This window comes from Xylanibacter ruminicola (assembly GCF_900107775.1).
GTDB lineage: Bacteria > Bacteroidota > Bacteroidia > Bacteroidales > Bacteroidaceae > Prevotella > Prevotella ruminicola_C.
The window spans coordinates 445,874-465,084 of record NZ_FNRF01000003.1 but is presented as its reverse complement, the minus strand read 5'-3'; the positions used below and the strand labels follow the sequence as shown (position 1 = coordinate 465,084).

The 19,211-nt window shown below is 48.6% G+C and carries 12 protein-coding genes; 9 read left to right on the top strand and 3 right to left on the bottom strand.

Annotation, left to right across the window (positions count from 1 at the left end):
• The first annotated feature begins 131 nt into the window (after window positions 1–131).
• Together BLU97_RS09500 and BLU97_RS09495 are read left to right on the top strand one after the other, a co-directional pair.
• Entirely contained in the window at window positions 132–2,141 is a 2,010-nt protein-coding gene (locus tag BLU97_RS09500) for an alpha-L-arabinofuranosidase C-terminal domain-containing protein (RefSeq protein ID WP_074761329.1), read from the top strand.
• Between the two features lie 164 nt (window positions 2,142–2,305).
• Window positions 2,306–3,280: a hypothetical protein gene (locus BLU97_RS09495; RefSeq protein ID WP_074761328.1), complete on the top strand. Its 975-nt coding sequence runs from the start codon at window positions 2,306–2,308 to the stop codon at window positions 3,278–3,280.
• Window positions 3,281–3,283: 3 nt separating this feature from the next.
• Here the strand turns inward: BLU97_RS09495 and BLU97_RS09490 are convergent, their stop codons facing one another.
• Window positions 3,284–4,129 carry a hypothetical protein gene (locus tag BLU97_RS09490; protein WP_074761327.1) on the bottom strand — a complete coding sequence of 282 codons (846 nt, stop codon included), beginning with the start codon at window positions 4,127–4,129 and terminating at the stop codon, window positions 3,284–3,286.
• Window positions 4,130–4,249: 120 nt separating this feature from the next.
• Here BLU97_RS09490 and BLU97_RS09485 point away from each other — a divergent pair, with 120 nt between their 5' ends.
• From BLU97_RS09485 to BLU97_RS09465, 6 genes are all read left to right on the top strand, one after another.
• On the top strand, window positions 4,250–6,586 hold the full coding sequence (locus BLU97_RS09485; protein WP_081352951.1) for a mechanosensitive ion channel domain-containing protein: 2,337 nt from the start codon (window positions 4,250–4,252) through the stop codon (window positions 6,584–6,586).
• Between the two features lie 96 nt (window positions 6,587–6,682).
• Entirely contained in the window at window positions 6,683–7,447 is a 765-nt protein-coding gene (kdsA, locus tag BLU97_RS15835; RefSeq protein ID WP_175456355.1) for a 3-deoxy-8-phosphooctulonate synthase, read from the top strand.
• Between the two features lie 9 nt (window positions 7,448–7,456).
• Complete coding sequence (locus BLU97_RS15830) at window positions 7,457–8,407, top strand: SIS domain-containing protein (RefSeq protein ID WP_013065130.1); 951 nt, start codon at window positions 7,457–7,459, stop codon at window positions 8,405–8,407.
• Window positions 8,408–8,429: 22 nt separating this feature from the next.
• Window positions 8,430–12,209 (top strand): AraC family transcriptional regulator, encoded by a 3,780-nt coding sequence (locus BLU97_RS09475; protein ID WP_081352950.1) that lies wholly within the window; start codon window positions 8,430–8,432, stop codon window positions 12,207–12,209.
• Entirely contained in the window at window positions 12,206–13,441 is a 1,236-nt protein-coding gene (locus tag BLU97_RS09470; protein ID WP_074761324.1) for a phospholipase D-like domain-containing protein, read from the top strand. Before BLU97_RS09475 ends, BLU97_RS09470 begins: the two co-directional genes overlap by 4 nt.
• Before the next feature lie 6 nt (window positions 13,442–13,447).
• Window positions 13,448–14,602, top strand: a complete 1,155-nt coding sequence (locus BLU97_RS09465; RefSeq protein ID WP_074761323.1) for an acyltransferase family protein — start codon at window positions 13,448–13,450, stop codon at window positions 14,600–14,602.
• Here the strand turns inward: BLU97_RS09465 and BLU97_RS09460 are convergent.
• Window positions 14,547–16,706: a tetratricopeptide repeat protein gene (locus BLU97_RS09460; RefSeq protein ID WP_074761321.1), complete on the bottom strand. Its 2,160-nt coding sequence runs from the start codon at window positions 16,704–16,706 to the stop codon at window positions 14,547–14,549. The genes BLU97_RS09465 and BLU97_RS09460 overlap by 56 nt on opposite strands.
• A 33-nt stretch (window positions 16,707–16,739) precedes the next feature.
• A complete protein-coding gene (locus BLU97_RS09455; RefSeq protein ID WP_074761319.1) occupies window positions 16,740–17,660 on the bottom strand; it encodes an ABC transporter substrate-binding protein in 921 nt (306 codons plus the stop codon).
• Between the two features lie 75 nt (window positions 17,661–17,735).
• Here BLU97_RS09455 and radA point away from each other — a divergent pair, with 75 nt between their 5' ends.
• Window positions 17,736–19,136, top strand: coding sequence for a DNA repair protein RadA (gene radA, locus BLU97_RS09450; protein WP_013063321.1), 1,401 nt, complete (start codon window positions 17,736–17,738; stop codon window positions 19,134–19,136).
• Window positions 19,137–19,211: the final 75 nt, after the last annotated feature.

Genomic DNA, 19,211 nt, shown 5'->3' with positions numbered 1-19,211 from the left:
CAAAAGTAACGTTTTTCTGCGAAATCGCCAAACTTTTTCGGGCTTAAAATGTTATTTTTCGTATAAACTACACTAATATCAGAATTTTTATGTATTTTTGTGCCCGCTGACAACTAATTACAAAACGAGATATGAAATATTTATCAACAATCCTGCTGCTTGCAGCCAGTATGAGTGCTGGAGCGCAGACTCACGTTCTCGACGTGAACACCAAGAAACTAGGGGCACCCGTACAGCCCACTATGTACGGTATCTTTTTCGAGGATATCAACTATGCGGCTGATGGCGGACTGTATGCCGAGCTTGTAATGAACCGCTCGTTCGAGTACCCCAATCACTTTGCCGGATGGGATGTATCGGGCAACGTAACCATCAAGGATGACGGTCCATTTGAGCGAAACCCTCACTACGTACGCATGGCGCCTACAGGACATGGCGACAAGCACTCGATGATTGAGAATCGCGGGTTCTTCGGCATGGGTGTCAAGGGCGGTCAGGAGTATCGTTTCTCGGTTTGGGCCCGTGTACCTGATGGTGGAAAGGCCAAGCTGTGGATCGACCTGGTTGACAACGCTACAATGGGCGAAGACCAGAAGCTATGCAACGCTGGCGTAGAGGTTAGCGGCAGCGAGTGGAAAAAGTACACAGCCACACTGAAGCCAAAGACTACCTTTGCTAAGGCGCACCTGCGCGTATGGGCGGATAGTAAGGTAACTACCGATGTGGAGCATGTAAGCCTGTTCCCAACCGACACTTGGAAGGGACGCGAAAACGGCATGCGTAAGGATCTGGCACAGGCCCTGTTTGATATGCACCCTGGCGTATTCCGTTTCCCTGGAGGCTGTATCGTTGAGGGTACCGATCTGGCTACACGCTACCAGTGGAAGAACACAGTTGGTCCCGTTGAGAACCGACCACTGAACGAGAACCGCTGGCACTATACATTCACCAACCGTTACTTCCCAGATTACTATCAGAGCTACGGACTGGGATTCTTTGAGTTCTTCCAGCTGTGCGAGGACTTCGGTTCAGAGGCACTGCCAGTCATCTCATGCGGACTTTCTTGTCAGTTCCAGAACCCTGATCCTACCAAGCCTGGTGTACACGTAGCACTCGAGGATCTGGAGCCATATATTCAGGACGCACTCGACCTGATTGAGTTTGCCAATGGTCCTGCCGACAGCAAATGGGGTAAGGTACGCGCAGAGATGGGCCATCCTGAGCCATTCAACCTGAAGTATCTGGGTGTAGGTAACGAGCAGTGGGACTACGACGAGGCACATGGCGGCTTTGGTCCTGTGTTCACAGCACGCCTGAAGAAGTTCAGCGATGCCATCCGTAAGAAGTATCCTAACATCAAGCTCATCGGTACTACCGGTCCTAACTCAGAGGGTTGGGATTTCGACCTGCTGCAGCCTCGTATGAAGGAGCTGAAGGTAGATCTGTACGACGAGCACTACTATCGCAACGAGGAGTGGTTCCTGAGCCACGGACTGCGTTACGACTCATACGACCGCAAGGGTCCAAAGGTGTTTGCCGGCGAGTATGCCTGTCATGGCAGCAACAAGCACAAGTGGAACCACTACTATACATCACTGTTAGAGGCTGCCCACATGACTGGTATCGAGCGTAATGCCGACATCGTTCACATGGCTACCTATGCCCCACTCTTTGCACATGTTGAGGGTTGGCAGTGGCGCCCAGATGCTATCTGGTACGACAACCTGCGCATGTTCAAGTCGGTTAGCTACTATGTTCAGCAGCTCTATGCCATGAACAAGGGTACCAACGTACTGAAGCTGACGATGGACAAGAAGCCTGTAGCAGGTCAGCCTGGTCAGGACGGACTGTTTGCATCGAGCGTATGGGATGCCGCCACAGGCGAGGTGATTGTGAAGGTGGTTAACACTGGCGATCAGGCACAGCCCGTTAGCATTCAGCTGCAGGGCATCAAGGGCGCACGTACAGCCAACACCATCACACTCTGTCACGATGGTATGGACGACGAGAACACCCTGGATCAGCCAGAGAAGATTATCCCTCAGCCTGGCACATGTCAGGTAGAGGCCGGCAAGCAGGCTGCGGCTATCAACGATAATCTGCCAGCTAAGAGCTTCCGCATTTATAAGATTAAAAAGTAATCAAGTATATCGCAACACCATCAAGAGTCCCGCCATATAGCGGGATTCTTTTTATATATTACGGGCGCGCGTTCAGTTAAATATTCTAAAATAGTCAGATTACATACAGAAAATTAGTAATAAAATATGTAATTTTGCAGGTTGAAAACATGTTATACAACTATATGGATAAGAAAGAAATTATTAGCATTTGTACAAAAGTAGTGGCTGGAATTCTGGTTACAGTCGGCATCTTTGCTGTAGTACCCATGATTATGCTGGCCATGGACATTATCGGTGTAAGAATGGCTCCAGAGGGAATGGAACTGCCATTTACATTCAAGAAACTTGGACTTGACGCAATGGAAGCTAGCAACCCAGGCGTACTTACAACTTACGTATTTACACTCGCAACAACATTGTTGGCTGCTATCTATGCCCTGCTGCACGCTATCGGCAGAGCTACATTCAACATTGCACCCATGAAGCGTATTGAGCAGATTGCAGTAGGTGCCATCTTCGTGGTATCACTCTGCGTATTGCTGCCCACTACCAAGAGTATTTTCGATGCTACAGAGAAGGCCCTGGCACCTCAGGACGAGGATCGCAACACCTATATGGGCACACAGATGGACGAGTTTAGCAAGAACTACCTGATTAAGAACGGTTGGACACTGGTTAAGCACGAGCACTGTAACGACAACTACGTACGCAAGGGCGAGTACTACACAGGCGATACCGAGCATGCATATCTGGACGCTTGGAACCCTGCAGGACAGCAGGTTTACCACGCAGAGAAGCGCATGCCTGTTGAACCAGGTACATACCGCGTGATCTGTAGCGCACGTGCCGAGGGTAACGGCTGTTACATCTTTGCTACTACAACCAGCAAGAAGAGCGGCCTGAAACTGGTTGAGGTTCCTCACTATGGCAACAGCGGTGGTGAACTGTGGGAGAATGCTCCTGAGGGTTCAGACATCAAGGAAGCCAACAACGGCGAGGGCTTTGGCTGGAGTAAGGTAGTAGTTACCATCGAGGTGAAGGACGATGATACACTGGTATTCGGTGTGACAACCGATAAGAGCTTCACTGGAAAAGCCTACAACTCAAAGTGGTTCTCAGCAGCCGACTTCGAGGTTGAGCGCCTGAACATGAACTAATGACTAAGAGTCCTGGTGATAGGTTATCAAACCTTCTAAGGGACTCTTTAATATAGTACCCACATGATAGCCTAGTGTTTGCAGCACTAGGCTTAATTGTATCTGATAGTACCATGCTATACTACCTACAAACGATACGGGCAGCTCAGGACGGCCGTAACGCGACAGATGCAGGTTTACAAAATCGCTAAAAGCACTGTAAACCATCTCACGGATACCATCATCATCGAGATGGCGATGAATAAACTCTGAGAACGAAGCCAGGAAACGATTAGGCTGCGGCTGACGGTAAACCTTATCAATAATATCCGACAATTTAAGTTTTGTTTCCTGTTCAAACATATTACGCACACGCTGTGATAGAACGCCTGTATAGATGTCGTGAATCAAATGCTTACCTAACACAGCGCCACTACCCTCATCGCCAATAATATAGCCCAAAGCAGGGGTGTTATGAATAATCTTACAACCATCGTAAACACACGAGTTAGCACCTGTCCCAAGAATGCAGGCTATACCCGAAGTACGACCGCACAAGGCACGAGCTGCACCTAACATATCGCTATGAGCCTCGATGGTTTGAGCCCCAGGGAATGCCTCACGCAACAAACCTGTTACACGCTCCTCAACCTCAGGACGTACGCCACTACCATAAAAATATACATCAGTAATCTCTACATCACCCAACTGGGGAAGTAAGTCGCGAACAAGTACCTGACGGAACTCGTCGTCTGACATATGGAATGGATTCAAGCCCACGGTATGGGCCTCGACAGGTTGAATAGAGTTATCGGCATTAATACAAACCCAATCGGTCTTTGTACTGCCACTATCGGCTATCAGTTTCATAACTAAGCAATGTTAAAGCGTTCATTTTGGTGCAAAAGTAACAAAAAAAATGGAGAACTTGCAGAAAATAAAGAAAAAAAGAGTAATTTTGCAAGCAGAATAAAAGAACTTTAGCTGATTATGAAAAGATTATTGGTGTTTTGTATATTCGCATTGGCCATCGTTACCGAGGCTGGCGCGGTACTAAAGGAGAAAGATCTGGAACAGACGTTGGGTATTCTGCGTACCGAACTGAAGCAATACAACAACGAACTGGACCGACGTTCGACAGCACGCAGGGATCGCGCCAAACGACTGATACAGCAGTTGATGGGCACCATGAAGCGAGCCGATCAGAATGCACTGATGCTGTACTCGCAGCAGCAGGATAATGTGTTCGACCTGACTTATGCTTGCCATGAGGCCACACAGCAGTATCGCGATTTTCATAGACAGCAACTGCCTTTTACCAGTTTCTTGGAGAAAACCGAGGGTGAGATTGTCAGATACGACAGTCTGATAAACCATCTGCAAGGTATCCCTACACGCATTATGACCAAATACGGTACCAGCAATCGCGACTCTTGTCTGGTGCTGGCCCAGAGCATCCGTGAGAAACTGGAGGTGAACGCCAATATACTGCGTCGAAACATCTATCTGTACACAAAGGCCGAAAACCGTTTGAGCGAACTGAACGAGTACGCCCAGAAACGCTATTCGGACATACAGCAGAGCATTTTCATTAATGGCGGCGACAGCTACCCCACCCTGCTACAGAACTTAGGTCGCCGATGGCAACAGATAACCGACAACATACAGAAAAAGTACAGCTTTAATGCCAATGCCAACTCGCAATGGAGTCCGCAGTGGATATTCGGCATGTTCCTTGGTATCGTGTTCTACGTCATCGTATCTATCATACTCAACCTACTGTTCTTCAAGTTCATACTCCCCAACAAGGTAAAGACCGAGGAGTTCAAGAAAAAACGCGCCTGCATTATCATGGCTACCACCACGGTAACCTTTGCCATCATACAGGGACTGGTGATCAATAACTCGAATCAGAACTTCCTGATTATGGCCTCGGGCCTGCTGGTAGAGTATTCGTGGCTGCTGGGTGTGGTATTGTTCTCGCTACTGCTGCGCGTGAAAGGCGACCAAATAAAGAGCGCCTTCCGTATCTACGCGCCTTTAATTGCAGTAGGATTCGTAGTGATCGGATGTCGTATCATCCTGATTCCTAACGAGCTGGTAAACCTGGTACTGCCTCCTATCCTGCTGCTGTGTGCGCTGTGGCAATGGCTGGTAATACGTCGCCACAATCAGAACATTCCACGTAGCGACATCTTCTACACCTACGTATCGCTCATCGTATTCGTAGCTTCAGTAGTATGCTCGATGATAGGTTACACATTGTTTGCCGTACAACTCATCATCTGGTGGATCATGCAGCTCACATGTATCCTTACCATCACCTGCATCAGCCGTTACCTGGAGATATACGCTAAGCGTAAACGACTGACCGACAAACCCATAACGCAGACATGGTGGTACTATCTGGTTGAGAAAGTGGCTATGCCTGTACTGGGTGTACACTCCATCCTGCTGAGTATCTACTGGGCTGCCAAGGTATTTAACCTCACGGATATGTGTGTGAGAATATTCATGTATCCCGTTGTAGATACGCCAAACCTGCAGATATCGCTGGTAAAACTGATTATGGTGATTAACTCGTGGTTCCTGTTCCGTTACGTATCCAAGACAATTCTGGCATTCCTGAAGATGCACTACCAGATAAGCGATCCATCTACAGCCGCCAGCAAGGAGGTGATGGGACGCAACGTGATACAGGTACTGGTATGGGGCATGTGGCTGATGTTCTCGCTATCGTTGCTTAACATCAGTATCTACTGGATGCTTGCCTTGGGAGGCGGCTTATCAACAGGTATCGGTTTCGCCTCAAAAGATATCATTGAGAATATCTACTATGGCGCCTCGCTGATGGCAGGACGCATAAAAGTGGGCGACTGGATTGATGTAGATGGCACGATGGGTAAAGTAGTATCTATCAGCTACACATCTACAGTGATAGAATCAATCCAAGGTGAAGTAATTACCTTCCAGAACGCTCAGCTGTTCACTAAGAACTACAAGAACCTGACACGTAATCATGGTTATGTGCTCACTACCATCCCATTCGGCGTGGCCTACGGCTCGAACCTTAAGGAGGTGACCAACTTGGTTGAAGCGGCTGTAAACGCCATGCACAACCAGTATATCGACCCTGAGAAACAGGCCAAGTGCGTGGCTACCGAAATGGCCGACTCGAGTGTGAACTTCAAACTGGCAATCTGGGCCGAGGCTCCTAAGCGTACATACGTTATCAGCGAGGTACTGAAGTGCGTTTACGACACACTGAACGAGCATCACATCTCTATCCCATTCCCACAGCACGATGTACACTTAATCAATGGGTAAAAAGTTGTAAATTCCGCATAATCCGTAAGCAAAACTAAAATTATTAATAAATAATTTGGCGGATTTAGAGAAAATGCGTATTTTTGCAGCATAATTATGAGCAAAATGACAACTATCATAGCAGGACCTTGCGTTATCGAGTCGGCTGAACTGCTCGACACGGTAGCGCAGGAATTGGTGAGTATCAATAAAACACATGGTACCGACATTATCTTCAAAGCCTCGTTCGACAAGGCTAACCGTACATCGATTACTTCATTCCGTGGCCCAGGTATCGACCGTGGACTGCAGATGTTGGCTGACATCAAGTCGAAGTACGGATTGCGCATTCTGACAGATATACACGAGAGCTGGCAGGCTAAGCCCGTTGGCGAGGTGTGCGACGTAATTCAGATACCGGCATTTCTGTGCAGACAGACCGATTTGATTGTTGCTGCAGCCAAGACTGGTGCTGTAGTAAACATCAAGAAAGCCCAGTTCCTTTCGGGTAAAGACATGGTTTACCCCGTAGGCAAGGCAAAGGATGCTGGCGCCAAGGATGTTTGGTTGACTGAGCGTGGCAACATGATGGGCTATAACAACCTGGTGGTTGATTTCCGTAACATCCCTGACATGCTGGAGATTGTACCAACGGTTATCATGGACTGTACACATAGTGTTCAGCGCCCTGGTGGCAGCGATGGCAAGACTGGTGGCGATCGCCGTTTTGTACCACAGATGGCATTGGCCGCAAAGGCCTTTGGTGCCACAGGCTACTTCTTTGAAGTGCACCCTACCCCAGATCAAGGCCTCAGCGATGCCGCCAACATGTTAGAGCTCGCCAACTTTGAGCCCCTGGTAAAGAAGCTGATTGAAGATTAAAGGATTAAAATGAAGACTACAAGAGATATCGCAATACAATGTATTAAAGACGAGGCGGAGGCAGTGCTGAGTCTGATTCCACAGCTTGACGAGAACTTCGATAAGGCTGTAGAGCTGATTTTAAACTGCAAAGGCAAGGTAATCGTAACAGGCGTGGGCAAGAGCGGCCATATCGGTGCCAAGATTGCTGCCACCCTGTCGAGCACTGGCACCCCATCGTTCTTTACAAACCCTCTGGATGTATTCCACGGCGACTTAGGTGTGATGACCCAGGACGACGTGGTTTTGGCTATATCAAACTCAGGCCAGACAGACGAGCTTCTGCGTTTCATCCCCATGGTACTGCATATGCAGATACCTATCATCGGCATGAGCGGCAACCCCAAATCGCTGTTGGCCAAATATTCTACCTATCACCTGAACGTGCAGGTCGAGAAAGAGGCATGTCCGTTGAATCTGGCTCCTACCAGCAGTACTACAGCCCAGTTAACAATGGGCGATGCACTGGCTATTGCCTTGATGGAAAAGCGTAACTTCCAACCACGCGACTTTGCTCAGTTCCACCCCGGTGGCGAGCTTGGCAAGCGTCTGCTGACAACCGCTCAGGATGTAATGCGTACAGAGGATATGCCTGTATTGCCACCAGAGATGCATCTGGGCGAGGCCATCATCTTAGTGAGCAAGGCCAAGTTAGGTCTGGGCATCGCGATGGTGAACAACGAGATTGTGGGTCTGATTACCGATGGCGACATTCGTCGTGCTATGGAGAAATGGCAGGCCCAGTTCTTCGATCGTACCGTGAGCGACATTATGACACGAACACCAAAGATGGTAAAACCTGATACAAAGATAACAGAGATTCAACGAATCATGAACCAATACAAGGTACACTCGGTACTTGTAACCGATGGCGAAAACCACCTGCTAGGAGTGGTTGACCATTACTCGTGCATGATTTAGTGAAGAGTGAACAGTGAACGATATGAAGACTATAAAGAAAATACTAATCGCCTTAATGCTCATCATTCCGCTGGGAGTGGTGGCTGCTTATCTGTTTAAAACACTGGAAGCCCGCGATGGACTGACATCCAGTCAGGTAAACTGCATATTAAAGGACTCTCGAGGTTACATGTGGTTTGGTACCCCAGCAGGCTTGTACCGCTTTGATGGATACACCTTCCGTAACTTCCAGAGCGACTCGCAGAACGGCAGCTCGCTGAGCGATAGCTATATCAACTCTATCCAGGAAACACTCGATGGCAACCTGCTCATCGAAACAGCCTCAGGCTACTGCATCTACCACCCACAGACAGAGAGCTTTGAGCGCGATATGAAGCAAGCCTTTGCACGCATGGGTATCGAAACCATCCCATCGGTGGTATATGTAGATAAGCACAAGAATCTTTGGGGAGCCATCCCTAACAAAGGTGTGGTTTGCTATAACCAACAGCAGCAAACACTGCATGAGTTTGGTTATACCGATGATGCGAAAGGTGTGCCGCAAGGCGTGGTTTGCTCAATCAGCGAATGCAAGGAGGGTGCCCTGATTGTTTACGACGATGGTAAGATAGCCTGCTGCGATGTGATGCACCAGCAAAGCACTCTCTGGGTAAAAGAGGGAATCCCCGCACTGAGAGATCATCGCACAAAATCGCTGCGTGCCTACGCAGATGTGAATGATAACATCTGGTTGTACGGACAGGGCACTCTGGTGATGTACGACAAACAGAAAGGCACTTGGGACTACACCATGGGCGAGAAACTGGGTGTAACAGGTCTGGGTGTGGATCGTAACATCAACGGAATGGCTAGTAGTGCCGGTAGCATATGGGTTGGTAGCGACCAGTTAGGACTGATTCGCTTTGATCCTAAGACCTTCGAGTATCAGGAGGTTCAGCCTAAGAACATCAACGAGCAGCAATGGGTAAAAGACCACACCAGTATTCAGAGTCTGTATATGGACGATACTGGTTTGCTCTGGGTAGGAACCGAGAAATCGGGTGTGGCCTATACCGGTAAGTATATCTACCGCTTTGGTTCCGACCTAATGGGCGATGTAACCGCTATGGCGCAACATCCCAATGGCACCATCTGGTACGGAACAAGCGACCGAGGTGTGATAGGTTTCGATGGAAAGTTGGCTAGTCTGAAGGTATCGTGCATGAGCACCACCCCTGATGGAAGTATCTGGATTGGTTCAAAGCGTAACGGACTGACACGCATCAAGGATGGTGTATCAACCATCTACTCGGTATCAAAGGACAGCGTTCGTACCATTATCGACGACCATATCAACGCCCTGACATGCGATAAGATTGGTAACCTGTGGATAGCCACCAACGGTGGTCTGCAGGTGTACAACCCACGAATGAACTCGTTCTCAAGTTATACACGCGAGAATGGTAAGTTGAGCACCAACAGCATTACCAGTTTGTTCTACAAGCAGGATGCTAATGCCAATAACCTTTTGGTAGGTACCAGCGAGGGACTGATTATCCTGAACCTCTCAACCACCGAGAAGAAGGTTCTGACAGGTAACAGCACCAACCTGAAGAGCTTTACCAACAACTATATTACGCAGATATTCCAGGATTCGCGCGGACTGATTTGGGTTGGTACTCGCGAAGGACTGAACATTCTGAATCTGGAGACAGATGAGCTCGACTATCTTACCGAGAAGCAGGGCTTATGCAATAATAACATCTGCGGTATTGCCGAGGACAAGAACCACTGCATCTGGGTAACCACAAGCCGTGGTGTGAGCCGTATTGTGATACAGCGTAACCACGAGGACGGTGTAAACAACTATGGTCTGTACAACTACAGCACAGCCGATGGTTTGCAGAGCAACGAGTTTAATACCGGTGCTATCCTAACCAAACAAGATGGCGAGGTATTGCTGGGCGGACTATATGGTGTGAACTGGGTACTGCACAGAGATGGTGCCGAGAAGGAGGACCTGCCACGTGTGATGCTCACCCAGCTGTTTATCGGCGAAGAAGAGATTATTACCGGTCATGAGTATCATGGCAAGGTGATACTTACTCAGGCTCTGAACGAAACCAGTCGTATCGATCTGGCTCACAACCAGAGCACCTTCAGCATCAAGTTTGCTGCTGGTAACTACAACCAGAGCGAGCGCCTACAGTTTATGTACTGGATGGAAGGTCGAGACGAAGACTGGCATCATGGTGACGCGCTGTCGCATGGTGTAAACTTCAACAACCTGTCGGCAGGTAAGTACTATCTGCACGTAAAAGCCATCAACGCCGAGGGAGCAGTAAGTACGCAGGAGCGTGTGCTTGAAATCAACGTAGAGCGCCACTTCCTGCTGTCGTGGTGGATGATAACAGCCTATCTGATTGTGCTGGCGGTAATCATCTACTTCTGGCGCATAGGTATCAATCAGCTTAAAGCCATCAAGCACCGTAAGGAGGCTGTGATCAAAGAACTGAAACTGCAACGCGAGGAGATTAAGGCTGCGAGCGACGACTTACGACAGCCTATGGCTCGTATGACATCTATCATTGGTAACCTGTCGGAGAAAGAGAAGACGCTTGAGGAGAAAGAACAGTTGAATGCACTGCACTCGCAGATGCTACAGATTATCACTCGAGTGGCTGATATGCAGATGAATCTGGAACACCCAGAGGAGCGCGCTAAGACTATGGTTCAGGACCGTTTGACCATCAACAGCAAGGGCGAGATTGAGTTGCCAGAGATTGCTAGCGATGTTCTGACATCTGAATCGACTCACTCACGTGCTGCTATCGACTCGCCAACTTCGAAGTTTACCGTTATCATGATCGATGACAACGAAGAGTTTCTGGAGTTTGCTGGTGCACGACTGAGATTTGTATATAACTTCCACGTTTATAACGACATCGAGAAAGCTGCCGAGGATCTGGAGCAGATTAAGTGCGACCTGGTGGTTTGTAAGCAGGATATGTTTGGTATGACTGGTAGCGACCTGTGTAACCAGTTGAAGACCAACTACGCTACTCAGAACATAAAGTTTATCCTGATGACCGACACCGTATTAACACCTCAGGATATGCGCTCGAAGAATATCACCCTAAGTGCCGATGACTATCTGGCCAAGCCATTCAACATGCAGGAGGCCACGATGCGATTCAACAAGGTACTGGGATTGGGTGCCGTACAGATGGACAGCAACCTGATTGAGGGTGCAGAGACACGTCGACTGGAAGGACAGAGCAGCAGTATGACCACAGCTACCGAGACAATGGATGCTGGCGAGATAAGCGCCACCGCACTGGCCGAGGTAAGTGCCGACGACCCCATGAACAAGGTAGATACAGTGGTTAAGAACCCACGCAGTCAGGCAACATCCAGCAACCTACCTGAAGGTATCAAGGGCATCGACGACGAAGAGGAAGGCGGCGGTAACGACTTCTCGATGATGGATGCAATGGACCGTCAGCTGCTGAAGAACATTGAGCAATACGTACTACAGAATATGAGCCGCGGACAAATCAGTCTGGAAGAGATGGCCAATGCCATGGGAATGGGACGCGTACCATTCTTCCATCGTGTTCGCAGCCTGACAAGCAAAACACCAGCAGAGCTCGTGAGAGACATGCGACTGAAACACGCCTGCATTCTGCTGAAACGCACTAATATTAACATGAGTGAGTTGGCGTCGAACATTGGATTTATGACGGCCGAGAACTTCATCAATATCTTCAAGGAAAAGTTCGGCATGACGCCACTCGAATACAGATTGAAACATCGTAAATGATATTAAGTAAACAACATCAGACAGGAATAGCCATCATGCTATTCCTGCTGATTTCTCTGATTGGAAAAGCTCAGACAAGCGACTCGCTGATAGTGAGCCAAATGAAAACTGTTGGTATTAACTTCTACCCACATAACGAGGTACAACTGATTATGTCGGGTAAGGATAAGTTCGACCTCTTGTTCGAGGACATCCGACAGGCCAAGAGCAGTGTACACCTTGAGTATTTTAATTTTCGCAACGACTCGATAGCCTCGCTGCTGTTCGACATACTGCGCGAGAAGCGCAAGCAGGGTGTTGAGGTACGTGCGCTGTTCGACGGGTTTGGTAATGACTCGAACAACCAGCCACTGAAGAAACATCACATCAAGAGTCTACGTGCCGACAGCATCGATATCCACGAGTACGACCCTGTGCGTTTTCCTTGGGTAAACCACATCTGGCCTCGCGATCATCGAAAGATTGTTGTGATCGACGGACGTATTGCCTATACGGGTGGTATGAACGTGGCCGATTACTATATTGTGGGCACCAAACAGGTGGGCGAATGGCGCGATATGCATTGCCGCATTGAGGGGCCTGTAGTTAACGAACTGCAGGAAATCTTTGCCCGTATCTGGCAGAAGGTTACCAAGGAGCAACTGAACGATTCCAAATACTATCAGGGTCAGGACAAAGGCAATAAGATGGTGGGTATCGCAAATCGTGAACCCAACAAAACCAACAAGATCATGCGTCAGTTCTATATCTCGGCACTCGACGATGCACAGGACTCTATCCAGATTATCAACCCCTACTTTACACTCACGCCATCTGTAAAAAAGGCTATTCATCGTGCCATCAAGCGTGGTGTAAAGGTTGATATCCTGGTATCAGCCAAGAGCGATATTCCCTTAACACCCGATGCCGTATTCTATAATGTACACAAACTGATGAAGAAGGGCGCCAACATTTGGCTGTATCAGCCAGGATTCCATCACTCTAAGATTATGATGGTGGATGGCCGGTTCTGCACCGTGGGCAGTACCAACCTGGATTCACGCAGCTTGCGATACGACTACGAGGTGAATGCATTGATAATTAACAAGCAGGTAACCCAGGAGTTGCAGGATATGTTTATACGCGACACCAAGAAGAGCGTGCTGTTAACGCCCGACGAGTGGAACAAGTTCCGTACAGGCTGGCAGAAGTTCCGTGGCTGGTTTGCCCAATTATTTACCCCATTTATGTAAGCACTCATGAACAGAAACACCGTCATATCTATAGCAAAGGGTTTAGCCATCATCCTGATGGTGATAGCTCATGCCGAGGCTCCAGGCTGGCTATGCCGATTCATTTTCGAGTTTCACATGCCGCTATTCTTTATCACTGCAGGCTACTTCTTCTCACTGAAGTACCTGAACGATGAAGCCACGTTTGTAAAAAAGCGCGTAAAGGGCCTTTATATCCCCTTTGTAAAATGGAGCGTGTTCTTCCTGCTTATCCATAATCTGATGTTCAAGATTGGTATCCTGAACGAAATGTATGGCAACGAGATGGGCGGTGTTACCCACCCTTACAGCTGGCACCAGATGCAGCAGAACCTATGGACCATCTTTACCTCGATGGCAGGATACGATGCATTCCTATGTGGTGCGTTCTGGTTCTTCCGTGGATTGTTTGTAGCTAGCATCTTATACCTTATTATATATAAGGTGTTCGACAGCACGATATCATCCGCACGCTATAAAAAAGCCATCCCCTACCTCATCTGTGTCATTATGCTGTTGCTGTGCGGCTGGAAAACCTACGAGGGGCTGAGGGTGCTGACACTGATACAGGGCGGTTATCGCGATATGATGGGCTGTTTCTTCTTTGGTTGCGGATTTATTTTCCGACAGTATGCCGAGAGTTATCAAGCGGCTATCAAGCGCTACTATGCCATCTTCTGGACTACTATAATGTTTGGCATTGTTGTATATCTGTTCTCGCACTACCTCACAGCCAACATGAACTGGCGCTCTACCTATACCCAGTTCCTGTCGCTGCCTATACCAGCCATTCTGGGATTCCTGATGATGTACAACATCAGTATGCTGCTTGACAAGAAAGATAACTGGCTGAAACGATTCCTGGTATATACGGGCGACCACACGCTGAATATCTTTATCTTCCACATTGTAGCCTACAAGGTGGTTAGCTTGATAAAGATATGGTATTACAGCTTGGATATCCGCCAGATAGGTTGCCACATGGTGATACACCACAACTCGCAGCACGACGCGTTCTGGGTGCTCTACACCATTGCTGGTGTAGGCTTACCATTACTGGGCACATGGCTATCTGAAAAGTGGAAGACTAAGCGTTGTAAACGTCAACCCAATCTACCATCATCCGCATCTCACGCTCAGTAATGCCTTTTTGCATGAGCAGTTCGTGCTCTTTGTAAATCAGATCACAAACGGCACTCCAACGATCCTCCCTGGGTTTGGCATTGGTTACGTAGGTACGGAAGCAGTTGGCGGCATCGTCAATCTTACCTGTGAACCACAGATAGAAACCATAGTTGATGGCATCGATTTCATTAGGTTCTTCCTGTTCATTCAGCTGTTCGTACAGGCGCTCTGCCTGTTCGTACTTGCCGTTGCCAGTAAGTGCCCAAGCCAATACACGTACTACATCCAGATTATCGGCATCCTCGTAGTTCAGACGGAACAGAATCTGTTCGGCCTCATCAAAACGATACAGGTTGGTAAGACAGATGGCTTTGTTAAGCTGATACGATTTCTTATCGGCATTCATCTCCAGCAACTGGTTATAGGCATCGAGCGCTTTCTCATAATCCATATGTTTAAACCAGATACGGGCCAAGCCTAATAAAGCCCGCTCACTCTGAGGATTCAACTCAAGGGCCTTGCGATAGCTATCCTCGGCATTATCACCCAGATACCCCTTTAGCATATAGTAATCGTAATCGTGATACCTCTCCTCAAACCAATTATCCATCAACCCTTTGGCATAATACTTCTGGTTACGTTTAATCAGGAAAGCAACCACATCCTTAAAATAAGCCTGTATATCAGTATTATCAAATGCAGTTCGGGTAATGAACATGCTCTGGAACGAATCCTTCTCGAACACGTTCTTAAACTCGTTGTGAAGCGGATTAAGACGGAAGAAACGGAACATGTCCTGCAGATAGATACGACGGATATAGGCAGGCGTACTCATTTCCTCTGTTCCTAACTTCTGATACATCACGGCCTCGCCACGATCCAGCATCTGGCGGACATTTTCGGGAATACCATTCAGCACAGTCTCGAAGGCCAGCAGGAACGAGTACTTATCGCTATTGCAGAACGGGCCAAACTCAAGAATGCCCGACAGGAACTTAACGTTGCCATACTTATCCCAAGTCTGTGCTACGCCTGGGTGATCGGTAAAGAACGGAGTAAACCAGTTAGATATCTCGTTAAAGAACGGGTAACGCTTCATCTGCGAGAAACCACCAAAATACACATCGCTACCCTGCTTCTGCATGTCGATCATACGATGGAAGGTGTTCTCTAACTTTTCAAACTCCTGCTCTTCGGCATCAGGATGCAGAATATCATTCAGGATACTCTCCTCGTCCTGTTCCTGCTCGTCTCTATGCTGCATCTTCTGCTGATTCTTTAACAACTCGGGCATAATCTCCTTCTCAATGGTATTACGGTCCTCATCGGCACTCAGACAATAGAAGAACTGCTCCTGAAGTTCAATCAGTTCCTTCATGCAGTTGGGGTTCTGCACGGTTTGCTCAACCAGCGTTCGCATCTCAGGGAAGAGGAATTCCTCTAACTCGTTATCGAGCGAGAACACCCAACCGAACAGGGCTCGCTGGCGCACATACTCATCAATCGACTGCTGGTACACATGGATGAGTGTACGGAACTTAACCATATCGTAGCAGTTCATGGATGCTAGTGTGATGGCACTTACAATGAGCTGCTGGTCGGCAGAATCAACGGTGGGCGACAACAACAGCTGCTCGATAGACTCACCCTGTCCGTCGGTCCATAAGTCGGCAGTCAGAATGTGGGCAAAAAGCTCAGTCATCAGTTGAGTGTGCTGCTGGTGCAGCGCTTTGCGACGCTCTTTTACGATGTGCTGAGGTTCCAGTTCGAGCAAGGCGATATCAGACACGAACTTCTCTAACTGTTCGCGAACTACCTGTACCGACCAGTCACGCGGACTCAGGTGTGCCTTCATAAAGAGCGATGCCATCAGGGGCGATTGCAGCACGCGGGCATTGGTCATCACGTTGGCATAAAGCACATACATGCGGTGCAGCAGCTTATGGTAAAGCTGTGGCAGTTCCGGGTCTTTGTATCCTTTGCGCCAATAGTCGATCATCATCTGATAATCGGTTTTGATGGCAAACAGCCGGTCGGAATTAATCTGGTGCGGATGGGCTGCCAGATAATTCTCCATATCCTTGATAGCGCACATCAGGTCTTTTCCCTTGAGTGCACCCAAAACTTTTTCTAAAGTATCGTCTCTAAACATGTGTTACTTCTTCTTTTTTTCAAGCCAGTTCTTAGCGCGGTCAATGTCTTTCTGTCGTGGTGCCTGATAGGTAAACTTCAGCGAATCGGGCAAGGCATTGATGGCCTGAGGTGTTAAGCCGTAGTACTTTTTCAGTATCTCCTTGTAGTGTGTTACACCAAAATGGTTAATCGAGTCGCAAGCCTGCTTGTAACCCTTCATAAACACCTCCATCTGATGCTGGCGGGTCTTATCGTCCATATTCTTGGTGCGAAACACAAGGGCACCCATCTGCATATCCTCCTTACGGGTGTCGAGCATCACGTGGTGCTTCTTCAGCAAGGCCTGACTGGCCTGTGGTTCTGTAAGCAGCATGGCATCCATCTCATTGTTCTCAAGCATTTTCAGACGAACGTTCACATCGTTAATCTGTATGCGGAACACGCGCTCTGGAGCCAGTTTGGCACTATCCACAGCTATATCGCCCAGCATGTCGGTAACCGAGTAGCGGGTCATGGCCAGCATCTTATCGTCGAGATGCTTAAAGTTAGTGATACGCAACTGGCGCTGACTCAGCATCAGCCAATAAGCATTGGTAGCAGCAGCATATCGCAAGGGGGTACCCTCCTTCGCCATCTTCTCGGCACGTACCAAGTCGGTAATGGCACCTTCGGCACGACCACGAATCAGGGCTGTATCAACGTCCATCTGGGCAGTATATCGTTTCAGGCGGATGTCAACGGCAGTATCAAACATCTGGCGCTCTTTGGCCACAAACACTGGCAGACAATCCAATGTGGGCATGACGGCGATCTTGAGTGCAGCCGAATCCTCACGCCACAACTTCAAACGCTGCTCACGCGAGAGACGTTTGGTTTCTTCGTACGACTGCCCGCAAGCGGCGAGCATGACGAGAGCTATGAATGCTAAAACTAATTTCTTCATAATCGAGTGCAAAGGTACTGATTTTTTGAAAAAAAGCTTCTTTTTTTTGCTTTTTTTATTACCTTTGCACACATTATGGCAAAAGATAAGATAGCATACGTTTGTTCAAACTGCGGACAGGAATCGCCAAAGTGGATTGGCAAGTGCCCTGCCTGCGGACAATGGAATACGTTTAAGGAGATAAAAGTAGCTCCTAGTTCTACCCCTAAAACGGCTGCAGCAAGGGGCGGGTTAAGCGCTGGCACATCAGCCCAGTCGTCGGCTTTGCATGCAGGTAAGGTGCTGCGATTGCGCGACATCAGTTCGAAGGACGACCCTCGTATCGACATGCACGATGCCGAACTGAACCGTGTGCTTGGTGGCGGATTGGTGCCTGGCAGTATCGTACTGCTGGGTGGCGAGCCTGGTATCGGCAAATCAACCCTTTCGCTACAAACGATGCTTAACATGCCCGAGAAGAAGATTCTATACGTAAGCGGTGAGGAAAGCGCCCATCAGCTAAAGATGCGTGCAGAACGACTGGGTGGCGAAAACGAGAACTTCCTGCTACTTACCGAGAACTCGCTCGAAACTATCTTCGACCATATTAAAGAGGTACAGCCCGAACTAATTGTGATCGACTCGATACAAACCATTTCTACCGAGGATGTTGAGTCGAGTGCAGGCTCTATCGCACAGGTGCGCGAGTGCGCTTCAGCCCTACTCCGTTTTGCAAAAACCAGCGGTGTGCCCGTAATCCTGATTGGTCACATCACCAAAGAGGGCACCTTGGCCGGTCCTAAAATCCTCGAGCATATTGTGGATACAGTTATCCAGTTCGAAGGCGACCAGCACTATATGTACCGCATTCTGCGCAGCATCAAGAACCGCTTTGGTTCTACAGCCGAACTGGGCATCTACGAGATGCTGCAGAACGGATTGCGACAGGTATCGAACCCATCCGAACTGCTGCTCACACAGGATCGCGACGGCCTTTCGGGCATCGCCATCACATCGGCCATCGAGGGTATTCGTCCGTTCTTAGTCGAGACGCAGGCCCTTGTTTCAACAGCCGCCTACGGCACCCCTCAGCGTTCGGCCACAGGCTTTGATCAGCGCCGACTGAACATGCTACTGGCTGTGCTTGAAAAGCGCGTGGGCTTTAAGCTGGCACAGAAGGATGTGTTTGTGAATATTGCAGGCGGACTTCGTGTTACCGACTTGGCGATGGACCTGAGTGTGATTGCGGCTGTGCTCTCATCAAATGTCGACACACCTATCGAGTCGGGTTGGTGCATGGCAGGCGAGGTTGGACTGAGTGGCGAGGTGCGCCCCGTCAATCGTATCGAGCAGCGAATTGCCGAGGCCGAGAAGCTCGGATTTACCGATATGATTATCCCAAAATACAACCTTCAGGGCTTCGACAAGAATAAATATTCAATCCGTTTGCACCCTGTAAGAAAGGTGGAAGAAGCCCTACGTGCAATCTTCGGATAACAATTTGCTATACTTTTGAACATTTTGCTTACATAATTGATAGTTGAGCGCAAAAAAGAATTAAATAATCAATGT